The sequence below is a fragment of the Embleya sp. NBC_00888 genome, from assembly GCF_045207655.1.
In the GTDB taxonomy this organism is placed as follows: Bacteria; Actinomycetota; Actinomycetes; order Streptomycetales; family Streptomycetaceae; genus Embleya.
In genome coordinates, this window is sequence record NZ_CP108785.1 from 4,352,650 (window position 1) to 4,371,309 (window position 18,660).

The following is an 18,660-nucleotide window of genomic DNA, read 5'->3' on the forward strand; positions in this document are numbered from 1 at the left end:
CTGAAACGGCCTATATGTCAAGCGAATCCGTGCTGTGGCTCGCTCCTCCGCAGCAACTGCCCCACGACCTCGCGACCCTGCGCGCGGCCGCACACCGACGCGATCGTCACCACGCGCCCCCCGACCACCGACGCGTCCCCGAACGCAGGCCTCGCGAAGCCGTGTTCGACGAATACTTCGCCGTCGCCCGGTGCGCCTGTGCCCCCGCGCTCCTGTTGATCGACGCCCTCGACGACACCCTCGCCAAAGTGCGCGCCCTATCCCGGAACCCGGACGGGACCCCGACGGAGCCCGACCTCGAACTCGCCGCGCACGCCGCCGGGCTGACCCCCCGAAGCGACTCCCGTGTACGCCGGACGGACGCCACGGTCCGCGAACGCTGGATCCAGGGGCACCGACTGTTCTTCGCCCTCACCCAGGCCACCATCGTCGCCCTGCGACACGCCCTCCACGCCCCCACGCCCGCCGGATCCGTCCTCGGCCTGGACAGCGCCGCGCACTTCCTGCGCGCCAGTGCGTCGGCCCTGCGTGTCACCGCGAGCTTCGGCGTCGACGACTACCACGACATCGTCCGACCCTCGATGGCCCCACCGCACGTTTCGCGAACGGGATTCTCCGGCCTGTGGTCGGCCGATCACCGTGTCCTGGTGCGGAGCCTGCGCGAGTGGGGCCGGGTCGCACCGGCGAAGTCCGCCACCCTGCGACCCGCCCACCGGCGCCTGGCCGAGGTTCTGACGGACGTCCACCATGCCCACGTGGGCGTCTGTTCGCGCTTCGTCGGCTCCGGACCCTCCCTGCTCCGCGGCGCGGAACCGGGGGTGGAGGCGCTGGAACGCCTGTGCCGGCGGCGCCGCGCCGACCTGGACGCCGCGCCCGCCACCGAGCCGGCCCGACCACCCGAAGCCCGGGACACAACGCTCACCCTTCACCACTGAATCCCACCCGCACGGGCGCCCCCGGACTCGCTCCGCCGACCGCGCGGCCGGCGGACCGGCACCTTCGTGCCCTACCTTCGACACGTCCCCTCGTACCCGGGCTTTGCGGAGCACTCTCCCGGGCCGTCTTCCCGACGACCTTCCCACCGGAGGAGCCGCCGGGCCGGCCGGACGCCCGGGGCGGTCGGGTCGGCATCGACCCTTCCCGGTTTGCGCGACGACGGGGTCGAGGGTTCAGCCGCCGCGGCGCCGACCGACCCGAGCGGGTCGGGCGGCCCGACACCCGGCGGCTGTGCGGCTACCGCCTCGGATCGGCGGCGGTTTCGAGGAGGATCCGCGCGGCGGAGAGCGCGGCCTGGGCCGCGTGTGGGTCCGCCGGATGGTCGGCCACCACCGTGGCGCCTTCCACGAGAATGAGCAACTGCCGGGCCGGCGCTTCGGGTCGCGAGGCGTTCGCGGCTTCCGCGATCGACGTCAGGACGATCACGGGTCGGACCTCGTACAGCGGTCGGCGCCGACGGCCGACGAGATCTCCGGTGACGGCGACCGACCCCGGGCGGGTTCCGCCGGCGCCCATATCCTGCGTAGCATGATCAACTCGTATGCGGACCTTGACGATGCCGGAGTCGCGATAGCAGCGGTGCGTGCGGGCGCGGACGTGGTGCGCAACATGTACGGCAGGCGGCTCACGCGCATCGACAAGGGCGCCGGGGACTTCGCCACCGCCGCCGATGTGGAGGCCGAAAAGACGATCCTCGGCGTCATCCATGCCGCCCGGCCCGACGACGCCGTCCTCGGCGAAGAGGGCGGACAGCAGGGTGCCGCGGAGACCGAGCGCCGGTGGCTGGTGGATCCCCTGTGCGGCACGCTGAACTACGCCGTCGGCAACATGCTGGTGGCCGTCAACGTGGCGCTGCGCGACGGGGCTGCGGCGGTCGCCGACCCGTTCGGCGGCGAGATCTTCTTCACCGACGGTGAGACCGCCCGGGTGCGGCACGACGGGGCCGATGCCCTGCTGTCGCCCACGCCCGCCACCCGACTCGTGGATGTCAACCTGGACCCGCCGTTCCCCAACGCACCCGGCTTCCGGGCGGTGGACCTGTTGGCCCAGCCCCGGTTCGTCGAACGGTTCCGGCCCCGGGTGGTGTCCACGACACTGGCATTGGCCTGGGTCGCCGCCGGCAAGCGCGCCGCATACGTCACCGACGGCGGCGACCTGTCCGGGAGCGTACATTTTGCCGCCGGCATCGCCCTGTGCCGGGCCGCCGGTTGCGTGGTCACCGGCATCGACGGTGCCCCGATCGGTCAGGCCGGCCGCGGACTCGTCGTGGCCGCCGACGGTGAAACCCACGAACTGCTGATGTCGATGATCCGCAGCAGCAGCCGGCACCGCACCTGACGGGTCGTCCCCACCTCAACGAGCCGGCGCCCCATTGAGAGGGAACAAACCGCGCAGGAGCGGCCATCCCTGAGCAGAGGGTGGGGACAACCAACGTCAACCGCAACCCGCTCAACACCGGCCCTGTCGAAAGCCGTGAACGGTTCACCGCCTACAACGCGGCCGGCAGGAAGTTGTACGAGATCCCCGACTCGGCCTCGCCGCTCTGTGACCGCACACCGGGCAACGCGCTTCCGGTGTACCGCTCGAACGCGACGGCGCAGCCGGATCCCGCCTCGTGCGAGACCGCCCATGCCTGGACGGGCACAAGCGGCCGATCCACGGATGGTCGGCTCGCGGGACAACCCGATACGACCGTGCGGTGCGGCGTCGGACGACCCGGCATGGGACCCGCAACAATCGGCGGGACACTGCGGTAGTGCGGCGGACGGCTACCGAGCGCGAGGGCTCGGGACTTCACGGTCTGCTCCCGCCGTCCTGCCGGGTTGTCGCAGATCGAGCCCGCTCTGCTTCCAGAGGCGGGACCACCTGCCGCGGCTGGGCGAAGCGCAACATGTTGCCGGAGGGATCGACGAACGCGCAGTCGCGGACGCCGTCGGGCTGGTCGATCGGTTCCTGCATCACCTCGGCGCCCGCGGCCTCGATACGCTCGAAGGTGGCGTCGCAGTCGTCGGTCGCGAAGACGAGGGGGCCCAGCAGGCCGTCGGCCATCAGGCCGGCGATCGCCTGCCGGTCGGCCGGTGGGACATGGGGGTCCGCGCCGGGGGATTCGAGGACGATTCGCACATCCGGCTGTGCGGGCGGGCCGACGCTCACCCGTCGTATCCTCCCGGATCCGTGGCCGTCGCGTACCTCGAAGCCGAGCACGTCACGGTAGAAGCCGAGCGCCGCGTCGAGATCGTGGACGGTGAGCGTGCAGGACGAGAGCCTGAGGTTCGTGCGGGTCACCGCCGCCCCTTGTCGCCGCCGGGAAGTACGACGATGTCGCGGTCGCGGAGCCGGTCGGGGTCGGTGTCGATATCGATGCGGGTGATCTTGTCGTCGTCGACGGTGAACGCGAAGACGGCCTTCGGTCGGCCCAGGTGCGACCAGACGGCCGCCGGTACTCCGTCGACCAGAGCGAGCCGGGCGGCCTGAGCCCGTCCGGCGAAGAAGGTCGCCACCTCGTGGCCGCCGCGGATGTCGCCGACCACCGCGTCCGGATCGAGCACCTCGACCAGGGCGGCGAAGTTCCCACCCCGGGCGGCGGCGAGAAATGCCTCGATGATCTCCCGTTTGGCCGATCGCGCGGCATCGGATGCGTCGGCGGCTCCTTGTACCCGACGCCGGGCCCGGCTGGCGAGTTGTCGCGCCGCCGCCGGGGAGCGGTCGGTGATGGCGCCGATTTCGCCGAACGACACGGCGAAGACGTCGTGCAGGACGAACGCGAGCCGCTCGGCGGGAGTGAGCGTGTCCAGCACCACCGTCAGCGCGACACCGACCGAATCGGCCAGCAGCGTCTCGTCCTCGGGGCCGGACGGGGCGGTCGGCCGGATGGTCGCATGCGGCGCTTCCGGCTCGGGCGGCAGCGCCCCGGCCGACTCCTCCCGCCGATTCCGGCGCGCCTCGAGCATGTTCAGGCACACCCGGGCGACGATCGTGGTCAGCCAACCTCCCGGGTTCTCCACCTGGCCGGTGTCGGCGCGGCTGACCCGCAGCCACACCTCCTGCACCGCGTCCTCGGCCTCGCCGGGCGTGCCGAGCATCCGATAGGCCACCGCGTGCAGGCGGCCCTGGTGCTCGGCGAACCGCTCGTTCACCCAGTCCTGATCGACCATGTGTCACATTCCTTCGTCTCGTCGGTCATTACCGATTGACCGGTGAACCCGTGCCGATGTGACATCCGGGCCCGACCCGGTTGTCCGGCCTGCCGGCGGTCGAACGGCACAGCACCTCGAGTACCAGGGAGACAACAATGAAAGCGCACGTGAGCTCGATCCTTCTCGGCGTCCGGGACATGGAGGAGTCCAAGCGGTTCTACACCGAGGGGCTGGGCTGGAAGGTGGCGAACGACTACGGCATCTCGGTGTTCTTCGAATCGGACGGCGCCTCACCCGTCGGCTTCTACGGCCGCCAAGGCCTGGCCGACCAGGTGGGCACGAGTTCGGAAGGCAGCGGCTTCAGCGGGCTGGTCCTCACCTACGTCGTCCGCAGTGAGGCGCGGGTCGACGCGGTCATCGCGGAGGCCGAGAAGGCCGGCGCCACGATCCTCAAGCCCGCCGGCGCCCTGCCCTGGGGCGGGTACGGCGGCACCTTCGCCGACCCGGACGGCTACATCTGGAGCCTCGCCTACAGCGCCCAGGGCGAAGACCAGCTCTACGCGGAGTAGCCGCCGAGGACAGCGTCCGGACAGAGCGGGACGCGGCCCTCGCCGGCCACGCGGGACGGCCCCTGCCCACCGGTGAACTCGCGGCGCGACCGCCGCGACCGGCCCCGATGGGCAGGTTCGGCGTGACCGCGGGTCGGGCGCGATGCATTCGGTTCACGGACGGGCACCGAGCTTGTGCCGCACCCCCCCGGCATCGAACCGCCGGGGGGTGCGGCACAAGCAGATGGCCCGGAGTGGCATGACGGTGGTCACGGGTTCGGTGTGCCGGTTCGGTTGCGGGCCGGCCGGGGTTCCTGGACCTTCACGCGAACCCCCCGCGCCCGGTCGCCGACTGGCTCGCCCGGACCGCCAAGACTCGGGTCATCGGACCGCGGCACGACCCGGCCGACGACACCGCCCACCACATGACGGGAGGATCCCTGGCCGAGTGGTTCGACATCCTCGTCCACCTGCGGTACGTGACGCCGGCCCGCCCGCTCCGCCACGGGTAGTCGCCGGCGGACACGAAAACCGTGGCCGAGACCTTGTGACCCGGTGGGGTGGGTATCTGTGGGGCGGGTGTCACCCGTGCTCTCGCCATGCTCCGGACCGCGTACGGCGAGCCCCGCCTGCCGGCCCGCCCCGGAGTGGTAGCCCGGGCCGGCCGGAAGTCGGCACAGGCAGCGTGGCTTTCCCGGCCGTCGTCGGCCGGGTGAGGGGAATCCCCAGGACACCGGCCGTGGCGCTGCGGCAGCCTGACGGCCCGTCACCTCGGTTGGCGGACGCTCCGGTCTGCTACGAACCGTCTTGGGAAGGACCCATTCCTCATGCGCTTTCGCGCCCGCCTAGCTGCCGCCGTCGTACCCCTCCTCGTGGTGACCGCCGCGTGCGGCGGGTCGGAGGACGAGAAGGAGGACGCGAAGGCGCCCGGCGTCGGCGCAACCGCGGACGCGACCCCCGCCGGTGCCTCGGGCGGCGGCTCCGTGGGCAGCGATGCAATCGCCGCCGGCACCAAGGGCCACAAGCTCGTCGTCCCGGCGTCGGTCGACGCCTACACGAAGTCGGGTCCGGGCAGCACGCCCGGCGAGAAGGAGGGCGAGGGCCTCGGGGTGGACAACGCCCAGGCGGTGTCCGGCGTCTACAACGCGCCCGGCACCGATCCCGGGAACCGGGCGAAGGTGGGCGGCACGCGGCTGACCTTCGACGGCTTCTCCGGCGAGATCGCCGACCCCGCCAAGGCACTCGACAAATACTTGGCCGACGTCGGCAACAAGGGCCTGAAAGGCACCGGGAAGGCGCAGGGGATCGAGATACAGCCCGACGGAAGGGCCAGGACCGTCAAGCCCGCCGGCTTCGCGGGCGCGCTGATGAAGTGCCAGGACATGAAGGTCACCCACGGCACGGGCGACGCGGCCCCGAAGAACGTCGCGGATTTCCGGTTCCCGGTCTGCGCCTGGGCCGACTACTCCACCCTCGGCGGCGTCAACGTCGTCGGCCTGGCGCAGATGACGATCGGCGGCGAGGGCGCCTCGCAGGACGAGGTCGCCGCGTTGACCGTCAAGCTCTACCACACGGCCCGCCAAAAGGCCTGACACGTGGCGGGGGAGCGGCCCGACCGAAGCGGTCGGCCGGGCTGCTCCGGATTGCCTCCCGGTCAGCCGGGCATGGCGGTGCCGCCGTTGATGCGAAGGATCTGGCCGGTGATGAACTCGGCGGCGGGTGACGCGAGATAGCAGATGGCCCAGGCGACGTCGTCGGGTTGGCCGATCCGGCGGAGGGCGGCGGCTTCGATGTTGCGTTCCTGGGGGACGCCGGCGGTCATGGGCGTGGCGATGACGCCGGGGGCGACGGCGTTGACGCGAACGCCGTCGGGGCCGGCTTCGACGGCGAGGGTTTTGGTGAGCTGGGCGACGGCGGCTTTCGACATGGCGTAGCAGGCGACGTTGGGGCGCAGGGTGTCGATGGCGCTGGAGGCGACGTTGACGATGCTGCCGCTGCCTTGTGCGGTCATGACACGGGCGGCGGCGCGACAGCCGAAGAAGACGCCTTTGAGGTTGACGGCGAGGACACGGTCCAGGTCGGCTTCGTCGGTGTCGACGACGCGGCGGGCGTGGGAGATGCCGGCGATGTTGACCATGGTGTCGAGGCGGCCGTGGCGTTGCGTGGTGCGGTCGATCAGGTCGTCGACGGCGGCGGCGTCGGTGACGTCGAGGGGGTGGTGCCAGGCGCGGCCGGTCCCGTGCGCGGTCTCGATCATCCGGGCGGTTGCTGCGGCACCGTGGCCGTCGTGGTCGGTGCAGATCACGGTGGCGCCGGAGTCGGACAGGCGCAGTGCGGTGGCGCGGCCGATGCCGCCGGCGGCTCCGGTGACGACCGCGATCCGGTCGGTCAGGTCGTGGGCGGGGTTCACCGGCTGTCCTTGGTGGTCGTCAGGGTGCGGAGGGCCTCTTGGGAGGTGGTGGCGGCGATGCGGTAGATGCCGCGGCCCATGAAGGAGGTCTCGGCGTCGAAGCGCCGGGTGAACGCCTCGACCGCCGCCTCGTGGGCACCGGTGTTGTCCGGTGCGGCGAGGACGGCGAGTTCGGCGAGGTGGCAGGCGAGTTGCAGGTCGTCGCCGATGAGGTCGCGGGCTTTGGCGGCGAGGGTGTCGGCGCCGCCCGCGAGTTCGGCGAGGACTGCGGCGAGTTGCTCGCGGGGGGTGGGGAGCAGGTCGGCGGCGTAGCCGTTCCACCAGCCACCGTTGAGCCGGATGACATTGGCGGCGATGAACTCGGGCCGGTCGTGCAGGGGTTGCAGGTACGGCAGGTCCGCCAGGCGCGGCGGGATGCGCAGCGTGTCGAGGATGGTGTCCGGGCGCCGGCCGGCGTTCAGTGCGTCCAGGGTGTGGGCGACGATGTGGCGCAGGAGTTCGGCGGCGTTGCCGAGGCGTTCGCGGATGGTGGCGGCGCCGAGGATCGGCATGGAGTGGCCGGGGATGAGGGCGTCGGGGCCGACGGCGGCGATGCGGTCGAAGGCGTCCGCCCATTCGTCGGCGTAGCGCTGGACCTTTTGCGGGTTGCCGGCGTTCGGGCACACCCCGTTCCACAGGTCGCCGACGCAGACCACGCGTCGGCCGGGGATCCACACCCAGGTGGCGTCGTCGGTTTCGGCGCGGGCGTGGTGCAGGTGGAATTCCTCGCCGCCGATCCGCAGGGTCAGCGTGTCGTCGTACACGGTGTCCGGCCAGAATATGTCGGTGTCGTGCCGGGGCCACCAGGTGCGCGGGCCGCCGGACTGGCGGGCGTTGACGGTGGTGTTGAGGTCGGCGGTGCGGATGTAGCGGCGGAACCGGTCCAGGACGGCGCGGTGCGCCACGATGCGCGGGGGCGGGTCGCCGCGCTCGGCCGCCTCGGCGAGCAGCGGGCCGTGCCCGAACGCGTGGTCGATGTGCGCGTGGCTGTACACGACGGTGTGCAGCGGCGCGTCGGTGACGGTGCGGATCAGGCGCAGCAGCTCCGGTCCGTCGTGCCGCATCGCGGTGTCGACCAGGACCAGGCCCTCGTCCGTCTCGATCACCGCGACGTTGACCACTCCGGCGGTGACCTGCCACGTGCGCGGCGCGACCTCGATCGCCCGGCCCTTCGGCTCCGCCCAGACCTCGAACAACCTGCCCATGGTGCCGGATGGAGTGCGGTGCTCGGCGGGAGCCGGCGTGTCCGCGGCGTGGCCGGGCGGATCGGCGAAGTGGTCGTTCATGTAAACCTCCGAGAGTCCAGAGCGTCCATCGACTGATTTAAACAGATGATTGAATCAGGTGATGGAAACAGGTGATGGCTATCATGGTTCCGGTGTGATCGGCAAGAACCGGAAAGGCGGGACACGGTGGGCAGCAGCGACGGGGCGCGGACCGGCGGCATGACCGAGACCGACGGAGACACGACCGCGACGCGGCTGATCGAGGCCGCCGAGCGGCGGATTGCCGAAGCCGGCGTCGACGGCGCCTCGATGCGCGCGATCAACGCCGAAGCGGGTGTGAACGTGGCCGCCGCGCACTACCACTTCGGCTCCAAACAGGCCCTCGTGAACGCGGTGCTCACCCACCGCATGAGCCGGCTCGCGCAGCGCCGCGCCCGCTACCTCGACCGGCTCGGCGTCGCGGACACCCCCGAACTCGGCGCGGTCGTCGAAGCCTTCGTACGTCCCCTGGACGAAATCCGCCGCGAGGAGCCCTGGGGCCCGACCTACCTCGGCTTCCTCGCCGCCCTGGCCCGGGCCGCACAGCCCTGGCGCGACCGCCTGGCCGAACAGGCCGCTCTGCACCGGGCCCCCTTCGACGCCGAACTCGCCCGTGCCCTGCCCGCGTTGCCGCCTGGCGTCCTTCGCACCCGCTTCGCCTGGGCCGCACTCACCATCGTCACCGCCCTCGCCGACGCGCCCCCGACCGACGACCACAATGCGCACGACGTCGCCGACGCACTGATCGACTACACCACCGGCGCACTGGGAGCAGCACACCGCTGACCACACGCGAAACCGGACGGCAGCCGCCGTGAACGGCACGCCACCGGCCCCTCGGAGCCGGCAGGCGCCACCGCATGGCGTGCACATCGCCCCCTCCCGAAAGTGCGCCGCCCGCCCCCGAGCGCGCGTCGAAGCGCCTTCAGGCCGGAGTGACAACCTTTCCCACGCCTCGCCTCCAACGACCCCTCGGCGAACCGGCCGGTCGCGCGGCGAACGGTCGTCGGTGGCGGCGCCGTGGGTCTCCGCACCGTCGCGGTGGTGTCACAGGGCGCGTCGGTGCCCCCGTCGCGCCGTCACGAGACCACGACCGCCTCCGTTGCCCGGGCTCCCCGGTCGGCGGCGGGCACGCGGGACTCCGGCAGGCTCTCGCGTGTCTTCGCCCAGTGCAGGAGGTCGGCGTCGGCCAGTGTGCTCACCCACATGTCGGCGAGTGCCAGTTCCTCGTCCCGAGGATCGGCGCCCACGCCCAGGACGCGCAACCCCGCCCGCGTCGCGGAGAGGATGCCGCAGTACGAGTCCTCCACCGCCAGGGTGACGGCGGGAGTGGCGCCACAGGCTCGGGTGGCGGCGAGGTAGACGTCCGGATCGGGCTTGGGGCGCAGGTTCGCGTCCGGGACCACGACGTCGACGAAGCGGTGGACCAGTCCGGCATGTGCCAGGCCCGATTCCACCACGTCACGGGGGCAGTTGCTGGCTACCGCCAAGGGCGCGAAGTACGAGGCCAGGCGTACGAATTCGACCGCCCCGGGAATCGTCACGGGATGGGCCGCGACCAACTTGCGGAAGTGTTCGAGGAGTTGCCCGGTCAACTGGTCCGCGTGGGTGGTGGGCAGGCCCACCACCTCGGTCATGAGCCGCCCGCATTCGGTGAAGTGCAGGCCCTTGGTGCGTTCACCGAAGTCGGCCGGGGTGGTGACCCCGTACCCGCGAAGCACGAGCTCACGCGCTTCTTCCCAGTGGCATTCGCTGTCCAGCAGGGTTCCGTCGCAGTCGAAGACGATGGCTGCGGGGGTCCAGGAGAGGAGGGAGTTGCCTGTCATCGATGGGGCCGTCCGATCGAGAGAGGGCGGGCCCCCGAGATGCCCGCGCGAGGTCCGGAGACGGCGTTGTGGGCCGACCCGAAACATAACGCTCATTACGTTAGATTGAATACGTTAAGTAATCAAATAATGACGCTCTGGCAGCGTGTTGCTCTCGATGGCGGGTGTAGGCGGGCGCGGGCCCCGCTGGATCCGGCGGTGTGCGTCGCGCCACGGGGCACCGGTCATGGCGGGTCGCCGCGTCGTACGGTGATCCGCCGGCAGGTGCGGAGGGCGTTCGCGCGGGTGGTCGGGACGGCGCGTCCGGCGCTGTCGGCCCGTGGCTATTCGGCGTCCGCGCAGATCTTCCGGGCGACTCCGGGGCCGTCGGTAGTACACGCCAGGGCGCGGGTCAGGGTGTCCTCGGTGCGCAGGGGATCGGCGAGCAGGGCCGGTAGGAGCAGGCGCCAGAGGTCGGTCAGGTCGTTCTCGATGTCGGCGCGGCCGGAGAGCGCGTCGGAGACGGTGTGCATGCCGAAGAACGCGTGGATGATCGAGCGAGCCGCCGCCGCCGGATCGACGCGGTCCGCGAGATCGCCTTCCGCTCGCGCACGATCCAGGAGGGCGTGGGCGGCGGCGATCCAGTCCACGAAGGGGGTCGGCAGTGTCGCGTCGATGGCGTAGCGCTCTCCCCACAACCGCGCCCCGCCGCGGACCACGGGATCGTCGCGATAGGCCCGGGCCACCGCGAAGCTGAGCCGCACCAGGCCCGCCAAGGCAGGGGCGCCCGCCGGGATTTGCCGTTCGATGAGCTCCGGCCAGGTGGCGAAGTGGGCTTCGACGATCGCGCGGGCCAGGGCATCCTTGTTGGTGAAATGGAAATAGATGGCACCGCTGGTGAGTCCCGACGCGTTGCCGATATCGCTGATGCTCGTCCCGGCGAACCCTCGCTCGTGGAACAGGCGTGCCGCCGTCTCCAGAAGGGATTGGCGAGTCGCTCCTGCCCGTTCCTGCACGTGCCACCTCCAGCTCGGATGCCTGCGTAGAAACTAATGCCGTTCGGGCTCGTGGTGACGCACCACGGACGCGACACGACATCGCTCGGAAGCGGAACCGCCGCATTTCCCAAGGCGCGCTTCATGCCGCGGGAGTCGTGGCGAGAAGACGACATGCACCATCCCGGCCCCTGGGTTCTGCTTGTATCCATGACTACGTTCGGTGGCCGCGCAGCGTCTTCGGGCCTGTCGGCGAGGCAGTTGAGTTGGTCGCGCACCGTGGCCCGGGAGTCGGTACACCGGGCCTCGGTGGCCGAGGTGTTGCTGACCGATGTGGTCCGTCTCGCCGAGGCGACCTTTCTGGCCGCGGCCCAATGGCCACGCTCGCATCCCACATTCCCGCCGTCCGGCGACGGCGGACACAGCCGGCTGATGATCGTGGAAACGCTACGTCAGCTGGGAATCTTCATCCCGTCGCGGTTCTTCTCCGTGCCTCTCGAAGCGCACTTTCTGATCAAGGACCTTTTTTACGGCGTGAATGTCGCCACGGAGCCGCGTTTGCGGAGTGGCGCCACCGATATCACCTGTTTGGCCGAAGTCGACGACCTGCGGCCCACCCGCGACGGGCGCGGACTTCGGGGCATGCGGTTGCGTATCCACCTCTCGGCCGGCCTCACGACCTTCGCGCGCGCGGGAGGCAACGCGCGATTCCTGGACGCGGGCACGTATGCGGCTCTGCGCGGCGATTCGGCCGGGGTTCGAGCGCCTCGGCCGTGCCGCAGACCGACACCGGAGGCGGTGGACGCGGTCCTGCCCCGCGACGTCCTGCTCGCACACGGCGGGGGTGGGGTCCTGGAACTGGATCCCGCCGATCACCTGCATCCCTTCTTCTTCGATCACGCCGGCGACCACGTGCCCGGGATGGTCCTCGTCGAAGCCGCCCGGCAGGCGATCGCACTCGCGAGCGACGGCGAACTGTTGCGGCCGACGGCGTTTCGGCTGCGGACGCCGTATTTCACCGAGTTCGATCCGCCGGCCCGGGTCGAATGCTCCCTGCACAGCGGACGGCAGGCCTCGTTTCGTTTCCGGCAGGGGGCGGGCCACACGGCGACCGGGGCGTTGCGGTACCGCTGAGACGGGGCCGGTGCGGGGCGGCCGGACGGACGCGCCCCGCACCGGTGGATTGGGTCAGGCCAGGCCGAGGACCTCCTTCGCGGCGCGCGCGCCCTCGGTGGCGCCGCCTTCCATGAAGCCTTGGAAGTCGTAGGAGGTGTGTTCGCCGGAGATGTGCACGTTGCCCTGGCGGGTTCCCTCATAGCCGGCGTAGCGGTGCAGGTAGCCGACCGGCCAGTACGAGTAGGCGCCCAGGGAGTACGGGTTCCTGGTCCAGGCCGACAGTTGGGCCTTGCCGGTCCATTGGGCCTTCGTGCCGGGGAAGAGGTTGTCGATCTGTCCCAGGTAGGTGTTCGCCAGGTTCGCGACGTAGGCGTCCTGTTCGGCGGTGTTGAAGGGGCCGGACGGGTTGAGGGCGGAGGCCATGGTGCCGCCGCCGTATTGGATCAGTACGCCCTTGGTGCCGGGTTGGCCCTTGGTGGTGTCCCAGGTCTGCTGGAACGGCAGATCGGTGAAGGCGTCGCCGGCCGCCACACCGGGCCAGGGCCCGAGACCGTTGCCGCTCACCCCCAGCCAGGTGCGCTTGGTGAACTGCATGTTGAGTTTGGAGACGTGGCCCATGCGGGAGTCGCGCAGCAGGTTCGTCATCATCGGGTCGAACCCCGCCCGGGTCAGGTCGAGGCCCTTGAGGATCGGCAGCGGGACGGCCAGGATCGTGTGGTCGGCGGTCACCGTGGTCGTCGTGCCGTCGGTGTCGAAGGTGAGGGTCTGGGTGCCGTCGCCGTTGGCCCGGACGGCGAGCAGCTTGTGTCCCATCCGCACGGTGCCGGACGGCAGTGCGGCGTTGATCGCGTGCGGGACCTGGTCGTTCCCGCCGACCACGTGGTAGCGCTCGTTGGAGCCGCCCCAGATGTTGAAGTGCCCCGGGTTGGACTGCCAGCCGAGCATGCAGACGGCGGCGTAGGCGGACTGGTCGACGGTCTCCGCGCCGTATTCGACGGTGTAGGCGACGTCGAGGAACTGCCCGAGCGCGGATGAGGAGCCGCCCGGGGTCCGGGAGTGGATCCAGTCGCGCAGGGTCGTGTTCGAGATCGCGGTGCCGGCGGCGGTGGTCCGGTTCCAGGTGACGTCGCCGCATTCCTGGTAGTCCCGGCGGACCGCCTGGTACATCGCCTTGAAGTCCTCGTCGGCCTGGGCGCGCGGGTAGTAGGCGTTGTCGAACCACAGGGTCTCGGTGGCGCCGTTCGGCCCGGAGCCGGCGAAGTCCACGGTGGCCAGTCCGAACCGGCGGCACAGTTCGAGCATCTTCTTGTGCCCGGTGTCGATCAGCTCGCCGCCGATCTCCGAGGTCTGGCCGCCGCCCCAGTAGGTCTTCTGCGAGTACATCCGGCCGCCGACACGGGTGGGATTCGCCTCGTACACGGTGGACTTCACGCCCGCGTCGGCCAGGGTCAGCGCCGCCGTCAGCCCGGCGATGCCGGCCCCGACGATGACCACCCGGCCCGGGTTCACCGGGGGCTTGGGCGCGCTCTCCGCGGCGAGCGCGGGGCGGCTCAGCGCGGTGCCGGCCAGGCCCAGGCCGATTCCCAGCACTCCGGCCCGCTTGATCAGCGCACGTCGGCTCGGCCCGGCGGGGTCGGCGGCGGCCTCGTCACGGATGTCCCGGTACTCGCCGACCGGCATGCGCAGGGCCGCTGCGCTCCGGTGGTCGGCGGCCATGCGTTGCAGCGCGGCCATCGCTCGGGTTCGGCTCATCGTGATGCTCCTTGGACAGAAGGAAGTCGATTCCCGGCCCGGAGCGGGGCGTTCGGGGCACGCCGAAGCCTCGGCTCGTGGGCGGAACCGGGAAGGGCTTACGCATGACGAAGCCCCGGGCCGTACGCAGAACGGAGAAGGACGTGCGTACGGCCCGGGGCCGGGTGGAGGGGGTCAGCGTTCGGCTGCGTCTTCGAGGATGATGCGGCCCATCCGCTCGTAGCGTTCGGGGCGTTGGTGTTTCATGTAGAGGGCGAGGGCGATGCCCGCGAGGAAGAAGCCGCCGACGATGTAGGGGATGAGTTTGAAGAGCAGGGTGTCCGCGGCTGCGCCGGCGGCGGTGTCCATGTTGTAGACGAGGAGGCCGACCACGGCGGCCATCGCGAGGCCGCCGGTGATCGGTGCGGTGAGGGTGGTGAACCAGTGCCTGGTCTCGGGGTGTCTGTTCTGTACGTGGAAGTAGCCGACGACGGAGAAGGAGCACAGTGTCTGGACGATGAGGATCGCCATTGTGCCGAGTAGGGCGAGCAGGCCGTACAGGTGTACCGACGGGTCCATGTCCGCGACGATGAACGCCGCCACGAGGAGGATTGCGATGACGGACTGGACGAAGGAGGCGATGTACGGGGAGCCGTGCCTGGGGTGGGTCCTGCCGAGTGCGGGGTGGATGAAGCCCTCGCGGCCGATGGCGTAGAGGTAGCGCGAGGCGCATTGGTGGAAGGCCATCGCGCAGGCGAAGGAGCCGGTGACCACCAGCCATTGGAAGATCTCGACCGAGGTGTCGCCGAAGTGGTCGCCCAGGGGTGCGAAGAACAGGGTGCCCTCGGAGGCGGCTTCGGCCAGGTGGGACCTGCCGGCGGCGGAGACCATCATCCAGGACACGAAGATGTAGAACAGGCCGACGCCGACCACCGAGATGAGGGTGGCCCGGGGGACCACCTTCTTCGGGTCGCGGGACTCCTCCCCGTACATCGCGGTCGACTCGAAGCCGACCCAGGACCAGAAGGCGAAGAACAGTCCGAGCCCGGCGGCGCCCATGCTGCCGTTGACTCCGTCGAAGGCCTTGAGCGGGTCGACCGCCTCGCCGAGGATGCCGTCCGGTCCGCCGCCGGTGAACAGCACCGCGAGGGAGACGGCGGCGAGTACCGCGATCTCCAGGACCAGTGCGACGCCGAGGAACCCGGCCGTGAGGTGGATGTCGAAGAACGCCATCGCCGCGATGGCCAGCAGTCCGAACATCGCGTAGTGGCCCCAGTGCAGGTCGAGTCCCCACTGGTCGCCGGCGAGTTGTTTGAAGGAGGCGGCGAAGAAGCCGATGATGGAGGCTTCGAAGACGACGTACGCCAGGACCGCGAGCAGGCCCGACGCCATGCCCGCGACCCGGCCGAGGCCGTGCGAGATGAAGCCGTAGAAGGCGCCGGCGGCGGTGATGTGTTTGGCCATCGCGACGTACCCGACCGAGAAGACGGTCAGCACGAGGGTGGCGAACAGGTACGCGGCGGGGGCGCCGATGCCGTTGCCCGACCCGGCGATGATCGGCAGGTTGCCGGTCATCGCGGTGATCGGGGCGGCGGTGGCGACCGCCATGAAGACGACGCCGACCAACCCGACGGAGTTGGCCTTGAGCCGGTTGACCTGTTCGCCGGGGATCGGCACGGCCACGTCGACCTCGGCACTGTCGAGGGGCTGTTGCTGGGTGGACATCCCACCTCCTTGAGGGTGCGGCCGGAAACGGCACGACACGTCTGACGGACGCCTGTTCTCCGGTTCCTCGTTGAACAGGACGAACGCGATCCGACGGGCCGTCAGCTTCCCGTCGAACCGGAATCCCCCGCAACATGCAATGCGTCAGAAGAAGACCCCAGGCATCGACACTGTGATCGTTGCCACGACGCGAGAAACCACCTGGTGCGAGAGCGCCGTTACGGCGGTTCGGTCAGGACGGCCGCCTGCCAAGCCCCCGGCAACGCACGGCCGATGGCTGTGGTCACGGGTGCTCGTGCAGTCCTGCGTCCGGAGGTCCGACGACGAAGCGGGTGAACCGCACTCGCAGGTCGGCGCGTTCGGGTGAGCAGCAGAACGGTCCGGCGAAGGCGCGCGCGTCGGGGGAGAGCGGTGCGAGTCGGATGGTCCGCCAGGGGTCGTCGGCCGAACGCGCCCGAATGGTGAGGGCGTCGCCGGCCCGGCTGACCCGGACGGTGACCGGTCGGCCGGCCCATTCGGGCACGGGCGCGATCGACCAGTCGGAGACTCCGCGGGTGACGACGGCGCCCACATGCAGCGCGCCGTCGGTGACCTCCACCCCGGCCTTGACCCAGTTGTGTTCGTCGATGCGCACGAAGGCGCCGGCCTGGTCGTAGAGGGCGTCGAAGTCACCCTCGAAGGTCACCTCCACAGAGGTGTCCGGCGGCAGTTCGGTCAACAAAGCGCTCCCGCTGTCTCGGGAGAAGCCGTACGAGGTCTGCTGCCAAAAGTCGGCGCCCTCCGCCGGGATCACCACGAGCGCGGTGCCGTCCCGCTCGGCCGAGGTCGGCGGGTTGAGCCAGTGCGCGTCGTCCCAGTCCATGTCCATTCCATTCATCCGGTGTGGTCGGTGTCGCGGTCATGAACGAACAAGGTTCTTCCGACGCCGTGGCCGGCGAGGCGGCGATGCGGCGATGCGCCACGGGGGGTCCGGGCCGGCTCCACTCCCCGGTCCATCGATGCCGCCACGCTCGCGTGCATCTGCGACAAGCTCAAGGTATTCGGCTCGACGGATGTGTGGGTCACTCGCACTGCCGGGTCGCGACGCTGGTGTCCCGGCAGCCGTCGCGTGCGACGCCGCCGGTGTTCGACGCCGTGGATTCGCGGACCGTGTCGGCGATCGCGCTCTGGAGCTGTTGGTCCGACATGGTGCGCAAGGTGCCCCGATCCGGTGCCACGAGCCACGCGACGGCCGCGTCCGATGGGCAGGGTGACGGCGGGAAGGTGATCCACACGCCGGCGCCGTGGCGTCTGGGAAGTTCCCGGAGGCGGCGACCGGCGCCTTCGTGCCGAGGGGGAACCAGAAAACCAACGGTGTGACGCCTGCGATCGAGGATGACCGTGCCGGGTCGGACCCCTCGGGTCCGCAGGAGACTCAGGGCCGCCTCGCCGATCGCGGCACTCACCTCGACGACGTCGAAGGTTTCTCCGGCCGCGACCATGCGCGGTAGGTCGGGGTTCGCGGCGGACCGGCGGGCCGCGCATCTCGTGTCGACCGTGGTCACTTTCGACTCCTTGGGGATGTACGCGCCCGCCTGCTCGTCACGATGTCGTCCTCGTCGCAACGCGGCGACCTTGATCGCGCGGCCGGGGTCGGGACGAGCTACAGCCACTCTCCCAACAGGTTCGATCATAAGAACACAATCAGTTCCTCGGTTTCAAACATTTCTCAGCGACTCGTACTCGCATCACGGCACGCCCCCGGGTACGTCTCGAAGCCTGCCGAGAGAGCGGTCGACTTGTTGGAAGCGAGGGTCCGATACGACCGGTTCGGTGACTGATATGTTTGAAACTGTTGATACGTGCCCCATGCAATCAATAGGAGGCGGGATGCTGGCCCGGCAGCGGCAACTCGCGATAGTCGACCTGGTGGCCAAGCAGGGAGCGGTGCGTGTCGCCGCCTTGGTGGAGATGTTCGGCGTGTCGGACATGACCGTCCGGCGTGACCTCGAGGTGCTGGCCGAGCGGGGGTTGGTCGCCAAGGTGCACGGGGGCGCGACCTCGGTCGAGATGGGTTCGACGGAGGAGCCCGGCTTCGTGACGAAGTCGGGCCGGCAGGCCGCCGAGAAGGAGGCGATCGCGCGTCGTGCGGCGGATCTGGTGCCGCCCGGCAGCGCGGTGGCCCTGTCGGCCGGAACGACCACGTGGACTCTGGCGGGGCATCTGGCGGACGTGCCCGGCCTGACGGTGGTCACCAACTCGATTCCCGTGGCCGACGTCTTCCATCGTCAGGGCCGCGTCGACCAGACCGTCGTGCTGGTCGGCGGCGTGCGTACCCCGTCGGACGCGCTGGTGGGCCCCGTCGCGGTCGCGTCGTTGGAGAACCTCAACGTCGACGTGCTCGTGCTGGGGGTGCACGGGATGAGTGTCGGGGCGGGGTTCACCACGCCCAATCTGCTGGAGGCGGAGACCGACCGCGCCCTGGTGCGGGCGGCTCGCAAACTCGTGGTGGTCGCGGACCACACGAAGTGGGGAGTGATCGGCATCAGCACGATCGCCCCTCTGGGCCGGGCGGACGCCTTGATCGTCGACTCGCGCCTGGGCGAGGAAGTCCAGGAGGAATTGGCCGAACACGTCGGGGAACTCGTGGTGGTCGATCCGAACAACGACATGGCCGGGTGACCGGAGCGGTCGTGGCACGCGGCGGTTCGCCGCGGACGAGCACGTGACCGGCCGGGGCCGCATCGCCGGGCGGGCCCATGGCCTCTGTTCCGGCCGTTCGCGGGCTGGTGATCCTTCGGCGGCGTGAAGGCGCCCCGGTCGAACGGCCCACGCCCCTTCGCGGGGGATACCGCCGTTCCCGGCGCGACGGCAGGGGCGAGCCGCGCGCTCACGACTCGACGCGGGCCGAAGC

The 18,660-nt window shown here is 70.5% G+C and carries 19 protein-coding genes and 1 pseudogene; 8 read left to right on the plus strand and 12 right to left on the minus strand.

Features of this window, described 5'->3' with window-relative positions:
- The first annotated feature begins 14 nt into the window (after positions 1 to 14).
- Positions 15 to 935, plus strand: a complete 921-nt coding sequence (locus tag OG948_RS53280; RefSeq protein ID WP_331772299.1) for a hypothetical protein — start codon at positions 15 to 17, stop codon at positions 933 to 935.
- A 298-nt stretch (positions 936 to 1,233) separates the two neighbouring features.
- On the opposite strand, the gene OG948_RS53285 is transcribed toward OG948_RS53280, so the two are convergent.
- Entirely contained in the window at positions 1,234 to 1,422 is a 189-nt protein-coding gene (locus OG948_RS53285; RefSeq protein WP_331772300.1) for a hypothetical protein, read from the minus strand.
- Positions 1,423 to 1,524: 102 nt separating this feature from the next.
- Here OG948_RS53285 and OG948_RS53290 point away from each other — a divergent pair, with 102 nt between their 5' ends.
- Positions 1,525 to 2,334 carry an inositol monophosphatase family protein gene (locus OG948_RS53290; protein WP_331772301.1) on the plus strand — a complete coding sequence of 270 codons (810 nt, stop codon included), beginning with the start codon at positions 1,525 to 1,527 and terminating at the stop codon, positions 2,332 to 2,334.
- 151 nt (positions 2,335 to 2,485) lie between these two features.
- Here the strand turns inward: OG948_RS53290 and OG948_RS53295 are convergent, their stop codons facing one another.
- The 3 genes from OG948_RS53295 to OG948_RS53305 form a co-directional block, all read right to left on the minus strand.
- Entirely contained in the window at positions 2,486 to 2,641 is a 156-nt protein-coding gene (locus tag OG948_RS53295; protein WP_331772302.1) for a hypothetical protein, read from the minus strand.
- 149 nt (positions 2,642 to 2,790) lie between these two features.
- Positions 2,791 to 3,282, minus strand: coding sequence for a VOC family protein (locus OG948_RS53300; protein WP_331772303.1), 492 nt, complete (start codon positions 3,280 to 3,282; stop codon positions 2,791 to 2,793).
- Positions 3,279 to 4,151, minus strand: a complete 873-nt coding sequence (locus tag OG948_RS53305) for a sigma-70 family RNA polymerase sigma factor (protein WP_331772304.1) — start codon at positions 4,149 to 4,151, stop codon at positions 3,279 to 3,281. The genes OG948_RS53300 and OG948_RS53305 overlap by 4 nt, the downstream gene beginning before the upstream one ends.
- A gap of 137 nt (positions 4,152 to 4,288) precedes the next feature.
- On the opposite strand from OG948_RS53305, the gene OG948_RS53310 reads away from it, so the two are divergent.
- From OG948_RS53310 to OG948_RS53320, 3 genes and pseudogenes are all read left to right on the plus strand, one after another.
- Entirely contained in the window at positions 4,289 to 4,702 is a 414-nt protein-coding gene (locus OG948_RS53310) for a VOC family protein (protein ID WP_331772305.1), read from the plus strand.
- 287 nt (positions 4,703 to 4,989) lie between these two features.
- Positions 4,990 to 5,193: pseudogene (locus tag OG948_RS53315) on the plus strand (erythromycin esterase family protein); the annotation flags it as partial.
- Between the two features lie 315 nt (positions 5,194 to 5,508).
- The gene (locus OG948_RS53320; protein ID WP_331772306.1) at positions 5,509 to 6,273 is read left to right on the plus strand and encodes a hypothetical protein; all 765 of its coding nucleotides are present in this window, start codon (positions 5,509 to 5,511) and stop codon (positions 6,271 to 6,273) included.
- A gap of 62 nt (positions 6,274 to 6,335) precedes the next feature.
- Here OG948_RS53320 and OG948_RS53325 read toward each other — a convergent pair whose 3' ends face one another.
- Positions 6,336 to 7,091 (minus strand): SDR family NAD(P)-dependent oxidoreductase, encoded by a 756-nt coding sequence (locus tag OG948_RS53325; protein ID WP_331772307.1) that lies wholly within the window; start codon positions 7,089 to 7,091, stop codon positions 6,336 to 6,338.
- A complete protein-coding gene (locus tag OG948_RS53330) occupies positions 7,088 to 8,416 on the minus strand; it encodes an alkyl sulfatase dimerization domain-containing protein (RefSeq protein WP_331772308.1) in 1,329 nt (442 codons plus the stop codon). The genes OG948_RS53325 and OG948_RS53330 overlap by 4 nt, the downstream gene beginning before the upstream one ends.
- A 159-nt stretch (positions 8,417 to 8,575) precedes the next feature.
- Between OG948_RS53330 and OG948_RS53335 the strand changes: the two genes are divergently transcribed.
- Positions 8,576 to 9,181 (plus strand): TetR family transcriptional regulator, encoded by a 606-nt coding sequence (locus tag OG948_RS53335; protein ID WP_331772309.1) that lies wholly within the window; start codon positions 8,576 to 8,578, stop codon positions 9,179 to 9,181.
- Between the two features lie 293 nt (positions 9,182 to 9,474).
- Here OG948_RS53335 and OG948_RS53340 read toward each other — a convergent pair whose 3' ends face one another.
- Both OG948_RS53340 and OG948_RS53345 read right to left on the minus strand, forming a co-directional pair.
- Entirely contained in the window at positions 9,475 to 10,221 is a 747-nt protein-coding gene (locus OG948_RS53340) for an HAD family phosphatase (RefSeq protein ID WP_331772310.1), read from the minus strand.
- 323 nt (positions 10,222 to 10,544) lie between these two features.
- Entirely contained in the window at positions 10,545 to 11,216 is a 672-nt protein-coding gene (locus OG948_RS53345) for a ScbR family autoregulator-binding transcription factor (protein ID WP_331772311.1), read from the minus strand.
- 189 nt (positions 11,217 to 11,405) lie between these two features.
- Between OG948_RS53345 and OG948_RS53350 the strand changes: the two genes are divergently transcribed.
- Positions 11,406 to 12,329 carry a ScbA/BarX family gamma-butyrolactone biosynthesis protein gene (locus tag OG948_RS53350; RefSeq protein ID WP_331772312.1) on the plus strand — a complete coding sequence of 308 codons (924 nt, stop codon included), beginning with the start codon at positions 11,406 to 11,408 and terminating at the stop codon, positions 12,327 to 12,329.
- 54 nt (positions 12,330 to 12,383) lie between these two features.
- Here the strand turns inward: OG948_RS53350 and OG948_RS53355 are convergent, their stop codons facing one another.
- The 4 genes from OG948_RS53355 to OG948_RS53370 form a co-directional block, all read right to left on the minus strand.
- Positions 12,384 to 14,063: an NAD(P)/FAD-dependent oxidoreductase gene (locus tag OG948_RS53355; protein ID WP_331772313.1), complete on the minus strand. Its 1,680-nt coding sequence runs from the start codon at positions 14,061 to 14,063 to the stop codon at positions 12,384 to 12,386.
- A gap of 174 nt (positions 14,064 to 14,237) precedes the next feature.
- Positions 14,238 to 15,767, minus strand: a complete 1,530-nt coding sequence (locus OG948_RS53360) for an APC family permease (RefSeq protein WP_406300742.1) — start codon at positions 15,765 to 15,767, stop codon at positions 14,238 to 14,240.
- A 283-nt stretch (positions 15,768 to 16,050) separates the two neighbouring features.
- Positions 16,051 to 16,629 carry a DUF1349 domain-containing protein gene (locus tag OG948_RS53365; protein ID WP_331772314.1) on the minus strand — a complete coding sequence of 193 codons (579 nt, stop codon included), beginning with the start codon at positions 16,627 to 16,629 and terminating at the stop codon, positions 16,051 to 16,053.
- A 199-nt stretch (positions 16,630 to 16,828) separates the two neighbouring features.
- A complete protein-coding gene (locus OG948_RS53370) occupies positions 16,829 to 16,954 on the minus strand; it encodes a hypothetical protein (RefSeq protein WP_406300743.1) in 126 nt (41 codons plus the stop codon).
- 682 nt (positions 16,955 to 17,636) lie between these two features.
- Between OG948_RS53370 and OG948_RS53375 the strand changes: the two genes are divergently transcribed.
- A complete protein-coding gene (locus OG948_RS53375; RefSeq protein ID WP_331773424.1) occupies positions 17,637 to 18,428 on the plus strand; it encodes a DeoR/GlpR family DNA-binding transcription regulator in 792 nt (263 codons plus the stop codon).
- Positions 18,429 to 18,660 lie beyond the last annotated feature (232 nt).

Coding starts and splice junctions, on each gene's coding strand:
- OG948_RS53280 (WP_331772299.1), top strand. CDS start 15: ATGTCAAGCGAATCCGTGCTGTGGCTCGCTCCTCCGCAGCAACTGCCC.
- OG948_RS53290 (WP_331772301.1), top strand. CDS start 1,525: ATGATCAACTCGTATGCGGACCTTGACGATGCCGGAGTCGCGATAGCA.
- OG948_RS53305 (WP_331772304.1), bottom strand. CDS start 4,151: ATGGTCGATCAGGACTGGGTGAACGAGCGGTTCGCCGAGCACCAGGGC.
- OG948_RS53310 (WP_331772305.1), top strand. CDS start 4,289: ATGAAAGCGCACGTGAGCTCGATCCTTCTCGGCGTCCGGGACATGGAG.
- OG948_RS53320 (WP_331772306.1), top strand. CDS start 5,509: ATGCGCTTTCGCGCCCGCCTAGCTGCCGCCGTCGTACCCCTCCTCGTG.
- OG948_RS53330 (WP_331772308.1), bottom strand. CDS start 8,416: ATGAACGACCACTTCGCCGATCCGCCCGGCCACGCCGCGGACACGCCG.
- OG948_RS53335 (WP_331772309.1), top strand. CDS start 8,576: ATGACCGAGACCGACGGAGACACGACCGCGACGCGGCTGATCGAGGCC.
- OG948_RS53340 (WP_331772310.1), bottom strand. CDS start 10,221: ATGACAGGCAACTCCCTCCTCTCCTGGACCCCCGCAGCCATCGTCTTC.
- OG948_RS53350 (WP_331772312.1), top strand. CDS start 11,406: ATGACTACGTTCGGTGGCCGCGCAGCGTCTTCGGGCCTGTCGGCGAGG.
- OG948_RS53355 (WP_331772313.1), bottom strand. CDS start 14,063: ATGAGCCGAACCCGAGCGATGGCCGCGCTGCAACGCATGGCCGCCGAC.
- OG948_RS53360 (WP_406300742.1), bottom strand. CDS start 15,767: ATGTCCACCCAGCAACAGCCCCTCGACAGTGCCGAGGTCGACGTGGCC.
- OG948_RS53365 (WP_331772314.1), bottom strand. CDS start 16,629: ATGGACTGGGACGACGCGCACTGGCTCAACCCGCCGACCTCGGCCGAG.
- OG948_RS53370 (WP_406300743.1), bottom strand. CDS start 16,954: ATGTCGGACCAACAGCTCCAGAGCGCGATCGCCGACACGGTCCGCGAA.
- OG948_RS53375 (WP_331773424.1), top strand. CDS start 17,637: ATGCTGGCCCGGCAGCGGCAACTCGCGATAGTCGACCTGGTGGCCAAG.